This is a genomic window from Vibrio sp. KUL80 (assembly GCF_059725495.1).
Genome location: NZ_AP045841.1, coordinates 2,154,400 through 2,175,914, shown reverse-complemented (window position 1 = coordinate 2,175,914; position 21,515 = coordinate 2,154,400). Strand labels below are relative to the sequence as shown.

At 44.9% G+C, this 21,515-nt stretch carries 17 protein-coding genes; 7 read left to right on the top strand and 10 right to left on the bottom strand.

Annotation, left to right across the window (positions count from 1 at the left end):
- Window position 1: 1 nt before the first annotated feature.
- The 10 genes from AC6I8U_RS10010 to AC6I8U_RS09965 all read right to left on the bottom strand — a co-directional run bounded on the left by AC6I8U_RS10010 (window position 2) and on the right by AC6I8U_RS09965 (window position 11,050).
- Complete coding sequence (locus AC6I8U_RS10010) at window positions 2–1,129, bottom strand: AI-2E family transporter (RefSeq protein ID WP_498016757.1); 1,128 nt, start codon at window positions 1,127–1,129, stop codon at window positions 2–4.
- Window positions 1,122–1,808, bottom strand: a complete 687-nt coding sequence (locus AC6I8U_RS10005; protein WP_042477341.1) for a potassium channel family protein — start codon at window positions 1,806–1,808, stop codon at window positions 1,122–1,124. The genes AC6I8U_RS10010 and AC6I8U_RS10005 overlap by 8 nt, the downstream gene beginning before the upstream one ends.
- A 24-nt stretch (window positions 1,809–1,832) precedes the next feature.
- Window positions 1,833–2,711 carry an HlyD family secretion protein gene (locus AC6I8U_RS10000; protein ID WP_498016756.1) on the bottom strand — a complete coding sequence of 293 codons (879 nt, stop codon included), beginning with the start codon at window positions 2,709–2,711 and terminating at the stop codon, window positions 1,833–1,835.
- Between the two features lie 11 nt (window positions 2,712–2,722).
- A complete protein-coding gene (locus tag AC6I8U_RS09995) occupies window positions 2,723–2,926 on the bottom strand; it encodes a DUF1656 domain-containing protein (protein WP_394151924.1) in 204 nt (67 codons plus the stop codon).
- Complete coding sequence (locus tag AC6I8U_RS09990) at window positions 2,927–4,546, bottom strand: TolC family protein (protein ID WP_498016755.1); 1,620 nt, start codon at window positions 4,544–4,546, stop codon at window positions 2,927–2,929.
- Window positions 4,547–4,556: 10 nt separating this feature from the next.
- On the bottom strand, window positions 4,557–6,749 hold the full coding sequence (locus AC6I8U_RS09985; RefSeq protein WP_498016754.1) for an FUSC family protein: 2,193 nt from the start codon (window positions 6,747–6,749) through the stop codon (window positions 4,557–4,559).
- A 256-nt stretch (window positions 6,750–7,005) separates the two neighbouring features.
- Window positions 7,006–7,932: a ketopantoate reductase family protein gene (locus AC6I8U_RS09980; RefSeq protein ID WP_498016753.1), complete on the bottom strand. Its 927-nt coding sequence runs from the start codon at window positions 7,930–7,932 to the stop codon at window positions 7,006–7,008.
- 269 nt (window positions 7,933–8,201) lie between these two features.
- Window positions 8,202–9,506 (bottom strand): TRAP transporter large permease, encoded by a 1,305-nt coding sequence (locus tag AC6I8U_RS09975; protein ID WP_498016752.1) that lies wholly within the window; start codon window positions 9,504–9,506, stop codon window positions 8,202–8,204.
- Window positions 9,507–9,530: 24 nt separating this feature from the next.
- Entirely contained in the window at window positions 9,531–10,004 is a 474-nt protein-coding gene (locus tag AC6I8U_RS09970; RefSeq protein ID WP_498016751.1) for a TRAP transporter small permease, read from the bottom strand.
- A 62-nt stretch (window positions 10,005–10,066) separates the two neighbouring features.
- Window positions 10,067–11,050 carry a DctP family TRAP transporter solute-binding subunit gene (locus AC6I8U_RS09965; protein ID WP_498016750.1) on the bottom strand — a complete coding sequence of 328 codons (984 nt, stop codon included), beginning with the start codon at window positions 11,048–11,050 and terminating at the stop codon, window positions 10,067–10,069.
- An 899-nt stretch (window positions 11,051–11,949) separates the two neighbouring features.
- On the opposite strand from AC6I8U_RS09965, the gene AC6I8U_RS09960 reads away from it, so the two are divergent.
- From AC6I8U_RS09960 to AC6I8U_RS09930, 7 genes are all read left to right on the top strand, one after another.
- Window positions 11,950–13,071, top strand: a complete 1,122-nt coding sequence (locus tag AC6I8U_RS09960) for an ISAs1 family transposase (protein ID WP_498016714.1) — start codon at window positions 11,950–11,952, stop codon at window positions 13,069–13,071.
- Between the two features lie 38 nt (window positions 13,072–13,109).
- Entirely contained in the window at window positions 13,110–14,657 is a 1,548-nt protein-coding gene (locus tag AC6I8U_RS09955) for an ABC transporter substrate-binding protein (protein WP_498016749.1), read from the top strand.
- A gap of 60 nt (window positions 14,658–14,717) precedes the next feature.
- Window positions 14,718–15,734 carry an ABC transporter permease subunit gene (locus tag AC6I8U_RS09950; RefSeq protein WP_498016748.1) on the top strand — a complete coding sequence of 339 codons (1,017 nt, stop codon included), beginning with the start codon at window positions 14,718–14,720 and terminating at the stop codon, window positions 15,732–15,734.
- 24 nt (window positions 15,735–15,758) lie between these two features.
- Window positions 15,759–16,664: a dipeptide ABC transporter permease DppC gene (dppC, locus tag AC6I8U_RS09945; RefSeq protein WP_498016747.1), complete on the top strand. Its 906-nt coding sequence runs from the start codon at window positions 15,759–15,761 to the stop codon at window positions 16,662–16,664.
- Window positions 16,665–16,674: 10 nt separating this feature from the next.
- Window positions 16,675–17,634, top strand: coding sequence for a dipeptide ABC transporter ATP-binding protein (dppD, locus tag AC6I8U_RS09940; RefSeq protein WP_498016746.1), 960 nt, complete (start codon window positions 16,675–16,677; stop codon window positions 17,632–17,634).
- A 17-nt stretch (window positions 17,635–17,651) separates the two neighbouring features.
- Window positions 17,652–18,626, top strand: a complete 975-nt coding sequence (locus tag AC6I8U_RS09935; protein ID WP_498016745.1) for a peptide ABC transporter ATP-binding protein — start codon at window positions 17,652–17,654, stop codon at window positions 18,624–18,626.
- Window positions 18,627–18,946: 320 nt separating this feature from the next.
- Window positions 18,947–21,382 carry a PAS domain-containing hybrid sensor histidine kinase/response regulator gene (locus AC6I8U_RS09930; RefSeq protein WP_498016744.1) on the top strand — a complete coding sequence of 812 codons (2,436 nt, stop codon included), beginning with the start codon at window positions 18,947–18,949 and terminating at the stop codon, window positions 21,380–21,382.
- The last annotated feature ends 133 nt before the right edge of the window (window positions 21,383–21,515 follow it).

Here is a 21,515-nt window from a genome sequence, read left to right as displayed (position 1 = left end):
ATTATATCCTGTAGTCCTCAGCGCTTTCGGCTTGCTCTGGCTTTTCTGAAAGTTCACTCTGCGATTCGTAGTTTATCCAGAACAAGAACAATTCGTACCAAATTGCTAGAACAATAGCACCTAAGAACAAACCGATGATCCCAGCAAACAACATGCCGCCAATAGCACCAATTAGGATGATTGGCATTGGAACATCGACACCTCGTCCCATTAACATTGGTTTGAGGAAGTTATCCGACAGGCCACCTGCTAATGCCCAAATCGTGAAGATAGTTGTACTGGTGCCATCGCCTGTGGAATACACATAGAAAATGACTGGGGCAACAATCAGTAGGGCTGGAAGTTGCGCGATACATAGGATGAGTGTTGCTAGTGTCAGCAAACCTGCGGCAGGCACTTGGAACACAAACATCGCCGCGCCGATGATTGCAGATTGGATAAAGGCGACACCTACCACACCAAGTAACACACTACGAATCGTCGCTGCCATCAGGTTCGCCCACTGTTCGGCCTTTTTACCCACCGCTCGTACAGCAACGGTTTCGAGTGCCCCCGATATTTTCTCTGCGTGCGCCATAAAGCCGCCAGCGATTGCGAGTGAAATAATAAACATGATCAAACTTGTTAGTGCGCCGCCAAGAATTGAGGCGATGGTACCAAGGAAGCCTTTTATTTCAGGTAAGAATTGCTGAATGCCTTTTTCGAGGTTGGTCGCGAACAAGTTCCAAATGCTATATAGCTTGTCGCCAATAATTGGTATCTCGGCAACTTTCGCAGTGGGACCTGGGATCTTTATTTCACCGCCCTGAAGAACTTCTGTTGTATGTGCGACACCGTCATAGATTGACCCAGAAACCAACACAAACGGAATAACTAACACTGAAATACCAATCAATGCAACAAGCGTTGAGGCTAGACCGCGTTTACCTCCTAATGAACGTTCAAGCTTTTTCGTTAAAGGTAACAATGCAACGGCAATAATGGCCCCCCAAAGCACTGGGATAATAAACGGCTTAATAATGTCGTAGGTAAAACTGAGTAAAAGAACGAGTAAGCCGATCCGAATGGCCGACTCCACCATATTATTGACAAAGAGCTTGCTTTGACGTTGTTCGGTTTGTCTATCCATTGTTTTTTTCCCTGTGTTCCAAATTTGCACTGACTAAACTCGATACGACGATGGCCATATAGAATACGCCGACGATCGCTTCTAAATACACCACTACTTGTGCCAGTGGACTGATCGGGCTGATATCACCATAGCCCAAGGTTGTTAATGTTACGAAACTGAAATAGGCTGCGTTTGAGAAATTTTCTCCCCATGAGATGGCTTCTAGTCCAGTAAATGCATTGGGTGAATATTCAATGATTATTAAATAAACGATAGCCCACATTAGACCGAGTAGCAGAAATAATGCGACTGAGCCCACCACTTTATTGGTATTCACTTCACCATGGAACAGCACTTGTTTTGCTGTCGACTTAAAGGTGCCAAAGAAAAAGCTGAAGGTGAGCGCGAGCATAAGGACATCCATCTCACGAATATCAAAGATCAGTTTTACTAAGGTGGCGATAACCCAGCATGTTGCGAGAGTTTTCAAAAGTCGTGACCAGTTCTTATCAAAGCGCAGGCTAGCAAAACAGACGATAAAGACCACGATAATAAATATCTGCAGCACTCGATCTATCCACCCGCTACCCACTACTTCTGCGAGGCCCGAGCTGATGAGTAGAGCGACGAGTGCAACGGTTAAATAGAAGAAGTTGTTTCCTTCATTGATGTTTTCAAGCCGTTTTCCCACTTTCATTTTATCTGTCCTTGCTCAATGACATTATTCGTCCTGTTCCTCTATCACCATGATAGAAGCTGACAGCCCAAATCGTAGGTGCACACCTTCAGGAAGTTCATTTAGAGAGATTCGAACTGGAATACGCTGAGCCAGTCGGATCCACTGGAATACTGGATTAACGTTTGGCAGCAAGTTGTACCCAACCGTGCCATCTTTAGGTGCGATGCCCCAACCAATTGAGTCTACCGTCGCGTCAATGGGCGTGTCAGGGTGGGACATTAAAGTGACTCGAGCCTCGCTTCCTGGTTGAATCTGAGGGAGTTGGTTCTCTCTAAAGAAGCCGAAGACCCAGAAGCTGTTTTCATCAATGAGCGCTACTAAGGGTTGGTTGGCCACGGCTTGAGTGCCGGTTCGTATGTCGAGGTTTGAAACAAAACCATCTACAGAGGCGACAACTTTGGTGTAGCTCAGATTGAGCTTAGCTGATTTGAGCTTCTCTTCAGACGCTTTGATTTTTAGAAGCGACTCTTGATAGGAGATCTCTCGTCTAATTAGGTCTTTATGTGAGACTGCGCCTTTGTCTTTTTTACGAATATCGAGCAATCGGTCGTACTCAATCTTTTTTCCTTTAGAGCTAATAATCGACTGCTGAAGAGCGACCTCTGCTTGGGCTAACGCCACTTGATAGGTTTCTGGGTCGATTTCAAACAGTAAGTCACCTTTGTTCACCCTTTGGTTATCGACTATGGCGACATTGACTATTGGTCCCGAAACACGAGGTGCCACTTTAATAATGTTGGCTCGAACTTGGCCATCTCGGGTCCATGGGTTGTTGAAATAGTCTTGATACTTTTGGTATCCAAACCAAGCGGCTCCACCAAGGAGAATGAGGTTTAGGACGATGATAATAGTCTTCTTCATTTAAGCGGCTCCTAAAACCTGAGAATAAAATGATCGATCGCCACTACATACATCACGACGATGGCGAGAAAAGTGAGTGATGGAAACGCGACAAAGCGCGCCAGCTTGGTTTTGTTCATGATGATGACAGTAATCCAAGTGGCAACAATAGCCATACACACGACGAGTAACAGGGGGGAGAAATAGACGTCGCCCCAAGCGAGTTCATGTGGCATTTATTGGCCCTCCTCATTGGTGTTCGTCGTGACGGGTGCTCCTGTCCTGATGGTAAGAGGTGGGAGTACCGTGTTTTCCTCGTCTAATTGTGTACCCCAGTCAGTGCGATCTTGCATTTTTTGGACATTATCGGGCGAGACAAACGCTTGACCCGATTGAATTTGCCAGCCGCCACCTAGTGATTTGTATAGGGCGACGACCTGATTGGCGACATTGCCTTTTATTTGGGCGTAGCTATCTTCGCTGCGCGTCATCTTTTCGACAGAGTTCAGCAGACGCTCGAAGGAGATTTGACCGTTCTCATATTGCGTTAAGGAGATATTGAATGCTCGAACAGAGGCGTTAACCGATTGTAGCCGTAGCGCTTTTTGTTCTACATAGAGCTCATACGCTTCTATCGCATTAGTGACTTCTTGCACTGCCTGAAGCACTTTCTTGTTGTAGTTGGTCATCGTTTCTTGGAAGCGTGCATCTTCAAGGCGAATGTTGTTCTTTACTCGACCATATTGAAAAATGTTCCAACTAAACGCAGGACCAGCGACGAGCGTCAACGAGTCATTGAAGCTAAAGCTGGAACCTGATGGCACCGAACTATCGATACCGATAGAGCCAAATAGTGAGAAGCTTGGATAAAGGGCCGTTTCAGCGACACCAATCTGAGCACTCTGTGCGTGAGCTTGTAGCTGCGCGACTTGGAGATCAGGGCGCCTCATGACCAAACTGGCATCAATCGTTGAGTTGAGGGCAGGCGCCTCAGGTACGATTGAGCCATCTTCATCCTCGGAGATCAGCGACTTTGACCCAGATGAACGAAAACGTTGCTCATACTCCGCAAGCCTTTGCGTCATGCCATCTTCTAACAAAGGGTCCACTTGCTCTGGCAGTATGCCAAGTAATACGGCAAGTGCGTTTCTGGCTTGTAGCATGGCTATTTCAAGAGCGGGCAGGGCGGCTTTGGTGGTAAATAGCTGGTTTCGCGCTTGTTGGACATCGAGCTCGGTGACATTACCTGACTCGAATTGAACGCGAGTGATATTGACCACTCGCTCCTGAATCTCAATATTTCTCTCAGAGAGCAACATGCGCTCTTGGAACGAGCGATAGTTAATGTAGTTTCGAGCAACCTCGGAAGTGATGGTCACGAGTATGTCGTTGTAGGATGCGATAGATGCGTAATAAGTGGCTTGGGCGGCTTCGATTCCGCGCGCGTATTTACCCCAGACATCCATTTCCCAACCTGCATCGAAAGTCAGTGCCGCATTATTAAAGGAACTTTCACTCACATAAGCTCTTGCTAGATTACCCGAAACAGTTTGTACCTGTGGATAGCGCAAGCCATCAGCAATCCCAAGAACAGCTCTCGCTTGCAAAATTCTCAGTCCGGCAGCTTCAACATCGAGATTTTGTTTAGCCGCGCGTTCGACAAGTTGATCAAGTGTCGGATCATTAAACTGCTGCCACCAGTTTGCCGTAGATGCCATGCTTAATGCCGTATCACTGTCACTCCATGACTGAGGTAGCGCGACGTTATTATCTGGCTCAAACTCTGGACCCAGCGTCGTGCAGGCAGTCATTATCAGTGTTGTGAAAGAGGCTATTATTAGCCGATGAGTCATCATTATTTTATCCCTAAAATCGATGCATCTTGAGATTGTCCAGATCGATACCTTGACTGGCTTCCTCAACATTTTTAAGTGACTCATACAGGTTTCTTTTTAGGTGAAGAAAGAGATAAAAACCTGCGATGTCAGTTTTGTTTACCTGGTCCAAATCGAGCGACTCAAAGAAAGCTTCCAGTGCTTGTTCGGCTTTTGTGTACTCTTGTTCAGCGTGGTCAAAATGGTCACCACTATCTGGCTTCGCCTTGCTATGAACTTCTACCAAGCTAGGTAGAACGGTGTCGATATGCGTCTCTCTAAGCTTAGTAATCAATGAGTTATTTTTCAGGATTGTTTGTGCCGCGACCAGATTGTTGGCGTGTCCCATTAACACCCCACAGCGTTTGGCATAGAGAACTAGTTGCTCTTGAGTGTTGTTGTTGAAATAACTGACATCGATCTTACTTGCCCACAGCAAAAGCTTTTTGGACGCCACATTGGCGGTTTTCAGATGCAGTGTGAGCGTTATGCGCGTCAACCAAGTAGGTTTAAGGTTCTGCATTGTTAGTAGCAAGCGATATAGGTGGAAGAATAGTCGCTGTCGGACGGCCAAGAAAAGATGTTCTGCCTTGCTGGAAAACGGGAAGTAGTGAGAAAAAACAATCATCAGCACCACAAGGTAGAACAGCGTCATGACGGTTAGAATGATGCCAAAGTGATAGGTCATGGTGTTGTCTATGCCTAGCACAAACATCCCTAGCATAAAGAAGATGGTGATAGGTCCTTTGAACAGATAAAAGCCAACAAAGGTGTAGATAAATAAGAACAGCGCTAACTCTACACCGAGCTCTAACTGCGGCAAGATAAACACATAGGCTGGAATGGCAAACAGAAAACCAAAAGTAAACAGAAATCCAAGTGCTTTGGGGTGCAGCGGCATAAAAGAGAGCACCGCCATAAAAATCGTCGAGAAGATAACAAAGCTATAACCACCAGGAGGGTTGAACGCAATCCAAAGCCCACCTGCGACCCAATAAGTGACAAACACCTTAATGGCTGTTTTAAAGTTCTCTGCATCCCACCATAAAAAAGCACTTTGAGAGGGTGCGAGTTGCTCTTTAAAAGAGACTGTCTTAGTGATGGAGTCAATACAGCTTATCGTTTCAGCAAGTTTGCTGGCGTTATCGTAGAGTCGATTTAGCAGGTAGCCTAACGTTAAGACAGAGGCTCGCGTCAGGTGGTCGCTGCCAGATAGTTTTTCTTCATTAGCCTTTAATTTATTCTCACTGAATCGGAAGGTCTCTCCGGTTTCCGGTGAAACTAAAAACTGTTGGCTTTGCTGCAAAAGGTGATCGATTTGTTCAATGAAAACGGGAAAATCAGAGAGGTAATTTTCCGTGTCATTGTGGTTAAAGCGTGCATTAGAGGCAGTGGCGAGTAGCTGCGTTATCTTCTGACTATGGTGAATCACTAGCCTCCATTCTTGAAGATAAGCCGCGATCTCACTGCTTTCTTTTTTGACCACACTGAAACGCTGTTCAAGTGTGTTTTGAGCGGCAAATAGCTTTTCAATAAGCTCATCAAGTGAAGGGCTCGCTTCTTCGGTAGGCTCATGTTCAGTTTCATTGTCACTGGAAGACGCATCTGTCGCAGCGGAAGTCTCGGGCTTGATCATCCCCGGGAGTGATTCCGAGATTTTGGTAAAGGTTTGCTGCTGAATTGACAGCGTCTCTTTTAATAGTGCCGATAGGTTTTGCTCGGCTTTGCTTGGGAAAAGATAGACACCCACCAAGGTATAAGTTACCACGCCAAATACCGTCATATACGCTCTATCAACGCCATACAGAAAGGCACCTTCGGCATCGCCGCCGTTGGACATCATCAAGGTCATTACTGCCGTGAGCATGAGTAGAGTAGGGTCACTTTGATAAGCGTTTCGGAAATAGAAAATAAACGAGACCACAATAGAAACGCTAAACATATACAGAAAACGGTCTTGTGCAAAAGCACCAACTAAGACGAGGCCCACCACAGCGCCCACTATAGTTCCAAGTACCCTAAGCGTTCCTTTTTCGAATGATTCACGTTGACTCCCCGTCGATGCAATAAGCATAACGGTTGTCGCCGCAGTAGAAGCTTGTGGCCATCCCATAGCAAAAGGTATGAGATAGGCGAGAGTAAGACTTAGCGCCACTTTGGTGGCAAATCGCGCTTTGCTATTCATCGTCCTTGATAATACAAAGGTTTCCTTTAGAGAAATATAGACGGTATCTAATAGGTTAGGGAGGTAAGGCCAAGAAATTTATAATAAAATTTTTTTGGATGCGATGAGGCGACTATGTTGAATGAAAAAATGAGTAAAACCTGATTTTGGTTAACTGATAGGCGGGGATATTTAGGCGATGATATTTAGGCGATGATAGTAGGCCAATTGTTCAACTGACTGAAATTAGTGGTAACGACTAGTCCTAATTAATGAGTTAGTCATAAAAATCGTAGGCCCCTTCGATAGCGTGAATGAGGTCAACAATCAGCGTGTTGTAGGGGGTTGGTACACCGTAGAGCTTGGCTTGTTCAACGATTGCACCGTTTATGGCATCGATTTCCATTTTCACTTGATGTTGGCGGTCTTGATACATTGATGAATATCCGTCTTTAGCGGTCTCACAAACGGATTTCACCATACTTAATGCCTCTCTACGATCAAAGTAAGTACCATCCGCCTCTGCAACTTCAATAGCTTCGTAAACTAGCCTTTTGGCAAAATCCCATGCATATTTGTTTTCGACCATGTAGCCAATAGGTGTCTGAGTGATGGCAGTGAACGTATTGACAGACAGGTTGACCAGAAGCTTACTCCAAATGATGCGTTGTATATCCTTAGCGACTTCTACACGAATGCCTGAAGAGTCAAAAAGGTGTTCAACGACATTGACGACCTGTTCTTCGCTATGGTTACTGCCAATTGTTGTTAAACCCGCTCCTGCATGTCTGATAGTTCCTCGACCTTGGTTTACGGCATTGTGTTTACTCGTGCCAATGATGATGTTGTGCTTCGAGACGTACTTTTCCAACTTACGGTCATTGCCAGCGCCATTTTGGAGTGTGACCACAATGGTGTCAGCGTTGAATAGTTTCTTATTCTGTTCTAAAGCACCCTCGGTGTAGGTTGATTTTACAAAGAGGATAACCAAATCCACATCTTGGTTGCATTGGCCCGATAGACAGGCCTTGAGGTTAGGGTAGGTTGAGACTTCTCCATTTGAATCTTCGACAACAATACCAAATTGGTTAATCGCATTGATTTGCTCATTCTGAATATCGACCATCCACACATCGTGATGTCTGCTTAAGTAAGCGCCGTACAAACAGCCCATAGCACCTGCACCTATGATAGCAATTCTCATATTGCACCCCCAAAAAATAGAACTACGAGTAGCAATGCATTATCCATACCATTTGTATGGTTTAGCGTAGATTTGAAGGTTTATCCGAGCATGAAGTCGAAGGGCAGTATTCGATCATTGAGGCAAGGGCTGAGCGTCTGCATTGGCTTCCGTTGATATTAACTTCAACACACTGCCAGATTGATCATTTTGCACTAGTTGTGTGCGATGAACTATCCAGAGCAGTGCGCTGACAAAAAAGATAAAGTCAAACCATAAGTAGATACCGTTCACAGCATGAACAGCGAAATCTGCGGAAACCAAACCAACAGACATAGGCCGAGAATCGATACCAACAAGAAAGGCATAACCCCTTTAGCGATCGATCCAAGCGAGCAGTGGGTGATATTAGCTGCCACAAATAAGTTGATACCCACTGGAGGTGTAATAAGGCCGATCGACAGCGCGGTCATTAACAATACGCCAAACCAAGTCAAATCGATACCTAACGCACGGATTACTGGTAGGAATATCGGCAGCGTGATGTACATGATGGTTACCGCATCCATAAACATCCCGGCGGTAAGTAAAATCGCTAAAATAACAAACAGAATGATTTGCGGATGATCGCTAAGAGTAATGAGAACTTCAGAGTACTCGACCACCAAGCCGTCTATTTCAATTACCCAACCGAACAGTCCCGCGAATGCGACCACAATCATAACGACCGCGGAGGAGCAAGCAGAATGGCCGAATGCAACAAAGGTCTGCTTAAGGTTGATTGTTCGATAGATAAGACCACCAACCATCAATGCATATACCGACGCTACAATTGCGGCTTCAGTCGGCGTAAAGATACCGCCATAGATACCGCCAAGAATTAAAACCGGGGTAAATAATCCCCAAAAGGCGTGAGCAAAAGCCTGCCACAGGCGTTTTGAGTATGGCTCATTGGAGTGCTGGTGAGTAAAGGACACAGGGCCGTCGTTGGCTTCGCTCGAGTGGTAGAAGCGAGACAGTGGTAAGGTGAGCAGCATTAAGCCACCGAGCATGACTCCAGGAACAATAGTAGCCAAGAAGAGATCACTGATTGATGTCTCAGCGATAACGCCGTATATCACCAACCCGATTGATGGTGGGATAATAAGTGATAAAGCTGCACCTGTAGAGACTAACCCTGCTGCGAATGGTTTGCTGTAGCCATCTTCGACCATTCCTTTAATGATCAACGGCCCAATAGCCGCTACGGAAGCTGGTCCTGAACCACTGACCGAACCCCAAAATAGGCACACTACGGTACCGACTAACCCCATATTTCCCGGTAGCTTTTCGACTAGAACCCGAAAGAATCGAATCATTCGCTCTGCGATACCGCTGATTCCCATTATGTTGCCCGCGAGTATGAAAAACGGGATTGCTAATAGGGTATATTTGGAGCTACTAGCTATGACTAGGTCGGCAACCATGTCAAGCCCGAAGTCCATTTGCCACATTGCAAACAATGAAGATAGCGCCAAACAAAATGCGACCGGTACACCCAAAATGATCAGTGCGAAGAACAGCATTATCATCTGGCTTCCAGTTGAGATATCCATAAATACCACCTTTCTTTATGAAAGCTATTGACGCCTAAGCTGAAGGACCAAACATTCAACCTGCCTGATGATCATGAGAATGAAGGCAAGCGGTAAAATAGAGGTGTAATACCAAGCTTTAATCTGAAGAGCACTCGAAAGTATCTGCGATTGGTATTGGTTAGAGAGCAAGTCGATCATGTAGTATAAAATGACAACTAACGTCACGATAATGACCAGCGAGATAAATACGTGAAGTACTTTGCGCACCTTTGGCTTTACGTTGTCGATAAGAAAGCCGACAGAGAGCAACTGGCTGCGTTTAATCGCTATTGCGGTACCGTAAAGAGTCAGAGCCACCATGCCGTTGATGACTACTTCTTGTGTTGAGGCGAGGGAGTAGTTCGTCACCGTCCTCACCACAACATTAGAGAAGCCAAGAAGAAGCATAATCACGAAGATAGCGACGCATATCACTTCTTCAAGGTTATCCCAAGTTTTGTTTAACAGTTTTGCCATTGGTACTTAAGTTCTTTTATGTGTAGATGTCTAATCTTAGATAAGCTTGTTTCGAGATGGCGTTAGCCCTCGAATAAATCAACGACGTCTTTGCCAATGCGATCTTTCCACTTGTTGTAAGATGGCTTGGTTTGTTGTCGAAACGCGTCGAGTTGCTCAGGCGTTAACTCAATCACATTCATATTGTTGTCGCGTAGGATCTGAACGCCGTCAGCTGTTTTTTGGCGAGAGATATCAACTTGGTACTGCATGGCCTCTTTGGCGGCGTTCGCTACTTTTCCTTGAGTTTCACTGTCTAGGCTATCCCACACTTTACGACTCACTGCGAGGAAAATAGGGTCGTAAGAATAGTGCCATAGGGTAAGGTTGCTTTGAATCTCGTAGAGTCGTTGAGGTACGATGATGGCACCAACTGGATTCTCTTGCCCATCAACCACTCCTTGCTGAAGTGCAGGGAATGTCTCTGCCCATTGCATCTGTTGTGGGTTGGCTCCTAAATCGTTAAATACATCAATGTACATAGGGCCGGCTACTCGTACCGACATGCCTTTTAAATCGTCTGGTGACGTGATCGGCTTGACACTGTTGGTGAGCTCACGAAAACCATTTTCACCCCAAGCTAAAATAATAATGTTCTTTTCGAGTGCTATTTCCTCTATTTTCTTTACACCAGGACCGTTTAGTGCGCTGTCTACCGACTGATAATCACTAAATAAATAAGGGAGTGCAAAAACTGCCATCTCAGGAATAAGTGGCGTTACATTAATCGGCGAGCTAAGTACAAAATCAATCTTGTTTGCACCTAGCATTTCAGCTTGCTTGATTTGGTCACCCCCAGTCAGTACTGCGTTGGGGAATATTCTGACTTTCATATCACCCTCAGTAGCTTCTGAAAGTAATTCATTAAATTTTTCAGCACCCTGATGCCACGTAGTGGTGTTAGATACGTTGTGAGAAAGTCGGTATGTCTTAGCATGAGTAGCGAAGCTAAAAACTGAGATAAAAAAGACAATGCTAATATATCTAATGGCAGAGCGAAAATGCATAGTAATATTCCTTTAAAGCAAGAGGGATCTACTTAATGGGTTCTTTACTGACATTTTTATTTGAGGGCTATTGCAGTGTCAATTGTTAATCGTCAATTGTGTGGCTCGACATTGACATAAAATAATTTTCACATCAATGGCTTATGGCGCATGGTTTATGGATATATCTAATTTGAGTTTGGAAGGTGGATAATTGTTTTGTTCTATCTGGTCAATTCTGGTTTCTTAATGGTGAAATTAAGCGCGTTGGTGGTGTATTAGACTTTTGCTGTGTTTTCGTCGAATTTTACGTGCTAGTTTTAATACGTGTCTTGATTGTGGTTTAAGAGGGGAATGCGTTTTATTATTAGTAGGTGGAATTAAATAACTAATTAATATAACAAGACTGAGTTAATTGTATTAATCGTTGATCAGAATCATCAAAAATGTGAAAACGACCTATTTTGTCAAAAATGTTAGATAATAGATTTAAGTTTTGAGCGTTAAGTAGGTATTAGGCTGATCGACCTGCAAGAGATTTCTTTGCAACGTAATTATTCTGATTATCATATTATTTATGAAATAAATGCTTAATTCAGTTTCTCGCGAAAAGTTAAATCTGTAGACATAATGTCTGAGGATTTGATAATCACAAAAAGCTCAGTAGGCTAGTGTTCATCATATTGCAGTGTAAATAATATTCAAAATAAAAATATTATTTAGAGAATCATCTAATCACCACATTTTTACTTTTAGCTCAGGTGAATATATTAATCATGGAGTGAACATGAAAAGTAGTATATGGAAGTACAGTACATGCATGTCAGGGTGAGATCGTGAACGTTTTTTAATCAAAATTACGATCGATTTGACGATCACATTTAGCTGTGATCATATACTCCCTTTTAAGGGAGAGCATCATGCACATTGACCACTTCAAAGAACATTTTCAAACGATTATCGACCATCGCCAAGGTGCAAAGGTCACTTATTGCCTGTTTGAAGTCCTTTTTGGCTCACTATGTGCGGTAATTGCAGGCGCGAAAGGCTGGTTTGATATTCGTGAATACATTCTGGGTCATCATGATTGGTTTAAGCGTAATGACTTGTTTTTGAATGGCATTCCTGCGGATGACACTATTGCTCGTATCATCTCTACCGTTGAGCCAGAGCAATTTCATGAGTGCTTCGTTAACTGGATGTCATCAATACATACTCTTACCGAAGGTCAAGTGATTGCGATTGACGGCAAAACACTTCGCGGCTCATATAATCGTGAAGACAGGACCAGCACCATTCATATGATCAGCGCCTATGCGTCGTCAAACAAGCTCGTACTAGGACAGCTAAAGACTGAACAAAAAAGCAATGAAATTACAGCGATCCCTGAACTGATAAAGATGCTCGATATCAAGGGAGCCCTAGTAACTATTGATGCTATGGCCTGTCAAACCAAGATTGCTAAAGCCATTGTAAATCAAGGTGGAGACTACTTGCTTGCTGTAAAAAGCAACCAAGGAAAACTCCGACAAGCAATCGAAAAGGCATTCTCTTCGCAGCGAGTTAATATGGCTGATGACATCTCTCTTGAGCAAGGACACGGCCGCATAGAGTCTCGCCAATGCTATGTTTTTGACAGTACCGAACTTGAAGGTAACTTCTCTCGCTGGAAAGGCTTGAAGAGCATTGTAATGGTTGAAAATTTTCGCCTAGAGAAAGGTAAATCTGTCGACCTAGAGTACCGTTATTACATCAGCTCTAAAGAGCTTAGTGCAGAGCAAGCAGCTATGGCAGTCAGAGAACATTGGGGCATAGAATCAATGCACTGGGTACTTGATGTCACCATGAATGAAGATGCGTGCCAGATATACAAAGAGCACGGTGCAGAGAACCTATCATGTCTACGTCATATGAGCTTGAACATGCTCCGAGAAGAGCCAACCAAGCTAAGCATAGTAGGGAAACAAAAGCGATGTATGATGAATACGTCCATGCTAGAGGCAGTATTAAGTGCTGGTTTTAGTCAAATGGCGAAAAACTAGACACTCATGCGGTCGCCCTGACATGCATGTTGGCCGTTTTGGCTGCTTCAGGTCTTCAAGCAAAGACACTTGTATATTGTTCGGAGGGCTCTCCAGAAGGCTTTAATCCGACGTTCTATACATCTGGCACCACCTTCGATGCAACGTCACGCAATATTTTTAACGGCTTGGTTGGGTTTAAACGAGGCACTACAGAGATTGAGCCACGACTCGCTGAATCATGGGACGTCTCAGAAGATGGTTTAAGTTACACGTTCCACCTGCGCAAAGGCGTTAAGTTTCACAACACCAAATCTTTCACTCCAACACGAGACTTTAATGCTGATGACGTTATCTTCTCTTTTATGCGTCAAAAGGATGCTGAGCATCCATACCACAAAGTATCGGGTGCTTCGTACGAGTACTTTGACTCGATGGAAATGGATGACCTAATTGCATCAATTGAACGTGTCGACGACTATACAGTAAAGTTCAATTTGACCCGCGTTGAAGCACCGTTTATGGCAAACCTCGGCATGGACTTCGCTGTGATCATGTCAGCCGAGTATGCCGATAAGATGATGTCAGCAGGTACTCCAGAGAAGGTCGACTATGATCCGGTTGGGACGGGCCCGTTCCAGTTTGTTGGCTACAAAAAAGATGCAACGATTCGCTATCAAGCAAACCCTGACTACTATGAAGGCAAAGCGCCAATCGATCGCTTGGTCTTCTCTATTACTCCTGACGCTTCGGTTCGATACGCTAAGCTGCAAAAAGGCGAGTGTCATATGATGCCGTATCCAAACCCAGCCGATATTAAGCGGATGGCTGAGGACCCAGAAGTCAACTTGTTGCAGCAAGAAGGCTTGAACGTAGGTTACCTCGCATTCAATACGCAGAAAGAGCCACTAAACGACGTTAAAGTTCGTCAGGCTTTAAGCCTTGCGGTAAACAAGTCTGCGATCATTGATGCCGTATTCCAAGGTGCTGGCGCACCGGCTAAGAACCCAATTCCGCCAACTATCTGGTCGTATAACGATAGCATTGTAGATTACAACTATGATTTGGAAAAAGCTAAGGCACTGCTGGCGGAAGCTGGCCTAGCGGATGGGTTTACTACCAATATCTGGGCAATGCCAGTTCAGCGTCCATACAACCCAAATGCGCGAAGAATGGCGGAGATTATCCAGGCAGATTGGGCGAAAGTTGGTGTGAAAGCCGATATTGTGACGTACGAGTGGGGGGAGTATCTAAAACGTTCTAAACAAGGTGAACACGATACTGTGTTACTTGGCTGGACTGGGGACAATGGTGACCCTGATAACTTCTTGAGCGTTCTATTGAGCTGCGCGGCGGTAGGAAGTGCGAACCGAGCGATGTGGTGTGATGACTCGTTCGAGACACTCATTCAACAAGCGAAAACCACTACCGATCTTGCTCAACGTACTGACTTATATAAACAGGCACAAGTCGTGTTTAAGGAAAAAGCACCGTGGGTAACGATTGCACACTCAGTGGTTTATGAGCCAGTCAGAAAAGAGGTCAAAGACTACAAGATAGATCCATTTGGTGGACATGTCTTCTATGGCGTCGATCTAGAAGAATAAGAGTAATCAAATAGAGTGACCGTACCGTCGGTCACTCTGTTGTTATTTGAGTACTAACATATGCTGCAGTTTGTTTTTAAACGCTTGAGTCTCGTTGTTCCAACTTTCCTAGGTATTACTTTACTAACCTTTGCTCTTATACGAATGATTCCTGGAGACCCAGTGGAGGTTATGGCTGGTGAGCGTGGTCTATCTCCTGAGCGTCATGCGGAGTTAATTGCTGAGTTAGGTTTAGATAAGCCTCTGCTTGAACAATATTTCATCTATATTCGTGGGATCTTTGAGGGAGATTTAGGTACTTCTTTGATCACGCGTGAACCGGTAATCAGTGAGTTTCTTTCCTTGTTTCCAGCAACGGTCGAGCTTGCGACGTGTGCGGCGATCTTTGCCGTCTTGGTAGGTCTTCCTGCGGGGATTATTGCGGCGGTAAAACGTGGGACGGTATTTGACCACAGCGTAATGGCGGTATCGTTGACAGGCTACTCAATGCCGATTTTCTGGTGGGCTTTGTTACTGATACTGTTCTTTTCTATTGGTCTCGATTTGACTCCGGTCTCAGGAAGGATAAACGATGCCCAGTTTTGGATAGATGAAGTAACGGGCTTTATGCTCATTGATACGTGGATTTCTGGAGAAGAGGGAGCCTTTGCTTCAGCCGTTCACCACTTGATATTGCCAGCCGTGGCGCTAGGTACCATCCCGTTGGCTGTTATTGCACGTATGACGCGTTCAGCGATGCTTGAGGTGCTGGGTGAGGACTACATTCGTACTGCGCGAGCCAAAGGTCTTCTCCCATGGCGAGTCATCTTAATACACGGCTTACGAAATGCTTTAATCCCGGTTATTACCGTCATTGGATTACAGGTCGGGATATTGCTGTCAGGGGCCATTTTGACGGAGACAATATTTGCTTGGCCTGGTATCGGGAAATGGCTGATCGAATCCATTGGTAGACGAGATTATCCCGTCGTACAGGGGGGAATTCTCATGGTTGCCACTATGATCATCTGCGTCAATCTTATTGTCGATTTGCTATACGGCATTGTTAACCCAAGAATTCGACACGCTAAAGAGTAATCTCAGCTAACTACAAGGATCTGTATGTCTGAAACTATTCCTCTAGAAGAAACTGCAGTGGAACAACAACCCCTGTCTCCGTTAGCAGAGTTCTGGTTCTATTTCTCGCAAAATCGTGGCGCGATCATTGGTATGGTTTATATCGTTACCATTGTTCTGGTGGCAATATTTGCCGACGTTGTTGCGCCCCATGACCCTGCTCACCAGTATCGCGACGCGTTATTGACCCCTCCCGCCTGGCTAGAGGGAGGTTCATGGCTTTACATTTTGGGTACCGATGATGTTGGTAGAGACATCTTATCGCGCCTTATTTATGGTGCACAGCTGTCGCTCCTCATCGGTTGCTTAGTGGTGTCGTTGTCTTTGTGTGTTGGAGTGTTTCTGGGTTTGGTCGCTGGCTATTTTGGTGGTGTTGTCGAAGTAATGATCATGCGCCTTGTTGATATCATGCTGGCCTTACCAAGTCTCCTTCTTGCGATCGCGATCGTCGCTATTTTGGGACCTTCAATTTTCAATGCGTCACTGGCTATATCATTTGTTTCACTGCCGCACTATGTCCGGCTTACAAGGGCTTCGGTGCTCTCCGAAGTTAATCGAGATTATGTGACAGCATCACGTATTGCTGGCGCGGGTGTGTTGCGTCTGATGTTTGTTGTGATTCTCCCCAACTGCTTAGCTCCGTTAATTGTTCAGGCGACGCTCGGTTTTTCGACCGCTATTTTAGATATGGCTGCACTTGGGTTTCTAGGCCTTGGTGCTCAGCCACCAACTCCAGAATGGGGAGTGATGCTCGCCGATGCGCGCCAGTTTATTAACACTGCATGGTGGATAGTGACCTTCCCAGGAGTTGTTATCCTGCTTACCGTACTCGCGTTTAACTTGATGGGTGATGGGTTGCGTGATGCACTTGACCCTAAACTGAAGCAGTAGGAATCTCGATATGTCGATTTTAAAAGTGAAAAACCTATCTGTGCATTTTGGTGATGATGTTGATCCGTTTAAGGCAGTGGACAACGTCAGCTTTAGTGTTGACGAGGGTGAGGTTTTAGGGATTGTTGGAGAGTCCGGTTCAGGTAAATCAGTCAGCTCGCTAGCTGTTATGGGGCTTATAGACTTTCCAGGGAAGGTGACAGCCGATGAGCTGCATTTTGCCAATCATGACTTACTCAAAACCTCAAGTAAGGAGCGACAACAGATAACCGGCGCTGAAGTTTCTATGATATTCCAAGACCCAATGACCAGTTTGAATCCATGCTTTACGGTGGGTGCACAGATCATGGAAGCCTTGGCAGTTCATACTAGCGGCAATCGTAAAGAACGCAAACGCAGAACAATAGAGCTACTCGATATGGTCGGTATTCCAGATGCCAAGTCTCGTTTAGGGATTTATCCGCACCAACTATCCGGTGGTATGAGTCAGCGCGTCATGATTGCGATGGCAATCGCCTGCAACCCTAGGCTACTGATTGCCGATGAGCCAACCACGGCTTTAGATGTGACGATACAGGCCCAGATAATCGACCTGTTGTTGGATCTTCAGAAAGAGCAAAATATGGCGCTTATTTTGATAACTCACGACTTAGCTTTAGTCGCGGAATCTTGCGACCGAGTCGCCGTGATGTATGCGGGGCAAGTTGTAGAAACAGGACGAGCAACAGAGGTATTCGCCAGTCCTAAACACCCTTATACCCAGGCACTGTTGCACTCGCTACCGGAATCATCAGTGGGTCAAAGTCGACTCGATTCTTTGTCAGGTGTTGTGCCCGGAAAATACGATCGTCCAAGTGGCTGTTTGTTAAATCCGAGGTGCCGTTACGCTGATTTTCAGTGTCGTACGACAGAACCTTCGCTGCAAGGGCCGCTGGAGACACAGGTCAAATGTCACTATCCGCTTGCTTGATGAGAGAATGTGAATATATGGAAAGCCAAAACACAAATGCAGCGCCGCTACTACAAGCGAACGGGCTCAAAAAGTATTACTCAATTAAGCAGGGGGTGTTCAAGCCCAATAAGACACTTAAGGCGTTAGATGGCGTATCGTTTGAGTTGCAAGCTGGAAAAACGTTGGCAGTGGTTGGTGAGTCTGGCTGTGGTAAATCGACATTAGGGCGATTGCTAACAAAAATAGAATCGCCAACTGAAGGTGATCTCTACTTCAAGGGAGAGACCTTACTCGACCGCAAGACTTCGACTGATAAACTCATTAGGCAGAAGATCCAAATCATTTTTCAGAACCCTTATGGGTCGCTTAACCCTCGTAAGAAGATAGGCAGTATTCTTGAAGAACCGCTACTTATAAACACTACTTTGTCTAAGTCCGAACGCAAAGAGAAAGCGTTAGCAATAATGGGTAAAGTAGGGCTAAAAGAAGAGCACTATAATCGCTACCCACATATGTTTTCCGGTGGTCAGAGGCAGAGGATCGCCATCGCCAGGGGATTGATGCTAGAGCCTGAGATCCTAATCGCTGACGAACCAGTTTCTGCTCTCGATGTTTCGGTTCAAGCTCAGGTTCTTAACTTAATGATGGATCTTCAGGAGGAGCTAGGGCTGTCCTACGTGTTTATATCTCACGACTTGTCAGTAGTCGAGCACATTGCCGATGAAGTGATGGTGATGTATCTGGGTCGATGTGTTGAGAAGGGCAGCAAAAGAGAAATTTTTGACAATCCACAGCATCCGTATACCAAAGCATTGTTGTCAGCGACTCCAAAGCTGCACTCTGAGCATAGGCAAGAGCGAATTAAGCTATCCGGTGAGCTGCCAAGTCCGTTATCGCCCCCGCCGGGCTGCGCATTTAAAACTCGTTGTCAGAGTGCGACGAAGCAGTGTGAAGCTTCACCTTTATTGATCGAGCATGCGCAGAGAAAAGTTGCTTGTCATCATGTGTAACTTCGTAGTTGCAACGCGCAAGTTGCAATTACGCAATTACGCAATTACGCAATTATTAAAGCACTCAATAAGCTAACTGGTATAGGTATGCCAGAATTTCAGTATATCGTTTTACACTCAAATGACTTAACGAGCGTTCACCCTTGCCCTGAATTCAGCGACATAGCCTCGATGAGATGTAGCGTATAACTGGATGTGTGATGCTAGCTAAATGTGACCTTTGTTGTTAATTTTCCGATGGCCTTTTTGGAAAAATGGTTCTTTCTTTCCACGTAAAACCTCCTAGATTGAGAGTAGCGGACTCAAAAAAGGGATTTAAAGTGCCAACACTCAAGGGGCTAAGTGGAAGAACACTGGTATTCATCTACACCGTTTTCGTGATATGTGTATTTACTGTCGCATCCATCGTTATTCTGGGGCGAGAGTCTAAACATGCCATAGATTATCTTCAAAACTCAGGCACAAAGTTAGAATTACAAGCAGCCAAGCTGTTCGTAGAAGAGTATTTGGATAATGCAAAAGCGCGTGTAAAACTTGCTTCCAGTAATAATGACATCATCGCTCTGTTAGAAGGCAAGCGTGAGGTAAATATTGACGCCACACTTCATCGATATGAAGGAGACAGTCGCTCTGTTCTGTTTGCCGTTTTTAACAAAGAGAGAACGGTTCTTTTTGAAGATAAGTTTCGTCACCCTTCACGTGCCAATGAGATCCGCATTTTTGATTCCATGAAGCAGCAGGCTTCCGACTTGATTACGCCACCTCCAGTCTACCTGCTTCACAATGATACAGACCATATATGCATTAAGATCTTCATGCCAGTAATGAGTGAGGGTCGCTTTATTGGGATGGTTTTTGGTGAAACGCCAGTCGATTATGATGAACTGTTTGGTGATCTGATTGATCCAAAAGAGCGGTGGTATGCGCTTACACAGGGCAGCGTATCGGATTATATTAATCAAAATAACCTTAATTCCTGGCTGGTCAACAACACGCAGATTGCAACGGCGGGGTTGACGCTGATGCAGGGGATAAATCCCGATTTCCTCAAGCTGCAATCTGATAGCTTTATGAGTTACATCTATGACGCCATCGCCGTGGTCATGGGTATCAGTTTCTTATTTGTTCTGTTTGCAGGAAACAAGGTGCTTGTGAACCCGCATCGAGAGCTCGAAATATCTCAAAAAGAACTCGCGACCAAAAACAGTGAACTGATTGAACGAGAGAGAGAAAGTAAGATTCTCGCGACCGTGGTGAAAGCAGCGCGAGATGCTGTGGTGATCACGAATAGACATGGCGCTATTGAATGGGTAAATAGAGCCTTTGAAGAGATGACGGGGTACGCTTTAGAAAGTGTTCAAGGTAAGAAACCAGGTCAGTTTCTACAAGGTGATAAAACGGATGCCAATACCGTGATTCGGATAGCAAAGTCTTTGTCGCAGGGCCTACCAATCAAGGCGGAGATCCTGAACTATGATTCCAAAGGAAATGAATACTGGGTTGATATAGATATTACCCCGATAACGGATCAAGATGGCGCAATTGACCGGTTCATTGCCATCGAAAGAGACGTGACTGAATACAAAAAACTGGAAAGCAAACTCATGGCTACTGCGAAAGAGGCGAGCGCCGCTAACGAAGCCAAGTCAGCCTTTCTTGCCACGATGAGTCATGAAATACGTACACCTATGAATGGTGTGCTTGGTCTAACACAAATACTCGAAAAAGAGATCACTGACCCTAAGCATAGGGAAGCGCTTCAGCTAATTCTTAGCTCGGGAAATCATTTGATATCCATCTTGAATGATATTCTAGATATCTCAAAAATCGAGAATCAAGCGTTGGTTTTGGAACACTCGCATTTTAAGATGCAGGAGATACTGTCTCCAGTAAATAATACCTATCAAAGCTTGTGCTCAGAAAAAGGGCTCCTGTTCGAGATAGTCGACAACACAGATCCAAATAAACAGTTTATTGGCGATCAGGTCAGGCTAAGGCAGATATTGCTCAACTTAGTGGGAAATGCGCTAAAGTTCACCCAAAAAGGGAGAATAACCGTAACGGTATCAACACCGCTTCAAGGAGAGTGTGAACTCACGGTTCAAGATACTGGTATTGGCATCGCACCCGATCGAATTGATAGTGTCTTTGAAAAGTTCGAGCAAGCAGAGACGTCGACGACGCGTCAGTTTGGCGGCACTGGGTTAGGGCTTTCTATCGTGAAAAGTCTTACGTTGTTAATGGGTGGCGAGATAAGCGTATCCAGTCAACTTGGCATGGGGTCAACGTTCACCGTTAAGCTACCTCTTTCATCCATTGTAGAACAGAGCGAACAGTTATCTCACTTTGATCCGATCAACGCCGATTTTTCTGTCTACAAAGTACTTTTGGTTGATGACAATGCGATAAATCGTATCGTTGCGGGTAAGTTCTGTCAGTCTTTGTCGATCGATGTAGAAAGCTGTTCTAACGGTGCAGAATGTTTAGAGATGTTCGACCCGTCGAAGTTCAACCTAGTGATACTAGACAATCATATGCCTGTTATGAATGGACCAACCACCGCCGCAGAACTCCGTAGAAAGTACGGCGACAGTATTCTCATTTTTGGTTGGACTGCAGATGTAATCAGCGAGAATAAACAAGAGTTTCTAGATAGTGGCGTGAACACCGTCATAGCCAAGCCTTTGGTCAAAAAGGACTTTGAAGAAGCATTGCTGAGTTATTTAGATAAACTAGAGATAAAGAAAATCTCTTAATCGTATTAGGAGCAAATCTCAAATAGTGACTTTCCCTGGTTTCTCATAGCTAGTACCTGGCTTTAGTTCGAATATTCGAATTAGTTTGGAAAGTGGATCGACTTAAAGTAACACTTGTCTTGATAGCCTAACC

What these genes read in the sequence shown, in the direction of transcription:
- AC6I8U_RS10010 (WP_498016757.1), bottom strand. Translation starts at nt 1,129, where the DNA reads ATGGATAGACAAACCGAACAACGTCAAAGCAAGCTCTTTGTCAATAAT.
- AC6I8U_RS10005 (WP_042477341.1), bottom strand. Translation starts at nt 1,808, where the DNA reads ATGAAAGTGGGAAAACGGCTTGAAAACATCAATGAAGGAAACAACTTC.
- AC6I8U_RS10000 (WP_498016756.1), bottom strand. Translation starts at nt 2,711, where the DNA reads ATGAAGAAGACTATTATCATCGTCCTAAACCTCATTCTCCTTGGTGGA.
- AC6I8U_RS09995 (WP_394151924.1), bottom strand. Translation starts at nt 2,926, where the DNA reads ATGCCACATGAACTCGCTTGGGGCGACGTCTATTTCTCCCCCCTGTTA.
- AC6I8U_RS09990 (WP_498016755.1), bottom strand. Translation starts at nt 4,546, where the DNA reads ATGATGACTCATCGGCTAATAATAGCCTCTTTCACAACACTGATAATG.
- AC6I8U_RS09985 (WP_498016754.1), bottom strand. Translation starts at nt 6,749, where the DNA reads ATGAATAGCAAAGCGCGATTTGCCACCAAAGTGGCGCTAAGTCTTACT.
- AC6I8U_RS09980 (WP_498016753.1), bottom strand. Translation starts at nt 7,932, where the DNA reads ATGAGAATTGCTATCATAGGTGCAGGTGCTATGGGCTGTTTGTACGGC.
- AC6I8U_RS09975 (WP_498016752.1), bottom strand. Translation starts at nt 9,506, where the DNA reads ATGGATATCTCAACTGGAAGCCAGATGATAATGCTGTTCTTCGCACTG.
- AC6I8U_RS09970 (WP_498016751.1), bottom strand. Translation starts at nt 10,004, where the DNA reads ATGGCAAAACTGTTAAACAAAACTTGGGATAACCTTGAAGAAGTGATA.
- AC6I8U_RS09965 (WP_498016750.1), bottom strand. Translation starts at nt 11,050, where the DNA reads ATGCATTTTCGCTCTGCCATTAGATATATTAGCATTGTCTTTTTTATC.
- AC6I8U_RS09960 (WP_498016714.1), top strand. Translation starts at nt 11,950, where the DNA reads ATGCACATTGACCACTTCAAAGAACATTTTCAAACGATTATCGACCAT.
- AC6I8U_RS09950 (WP_498016748.1), top strand. Translation starts at nt 14,718, where the DNA reads ATGCTGCAGTTTGTTTTTAAACGCTTGAGTCTCGTTGTTCCAACTTTC.
- dppC (WP_498016747.1), top strand. Translation starts at nt 15,759, where the DNA reads ATGTCTGAAACTATTCCTCTAGAAGAAACTGCAGTGGAACAACAACCC.
- dppD (WP_498016746.1), top strand. Translation starts at nt 16,675, where the DNA reads ATGTCGATTTTAAAAGTGAAAAACCTATCTGTGCATTTTGGTGATGAT.
- AC6I8U_RS09935 (WP_498016745.1), top strand. Translation starts at nt 17,652, where the DNA reads ATGGAAAGCCAAAACACAAATGCAGCGCCGCTACTACAAGCGAACGGG.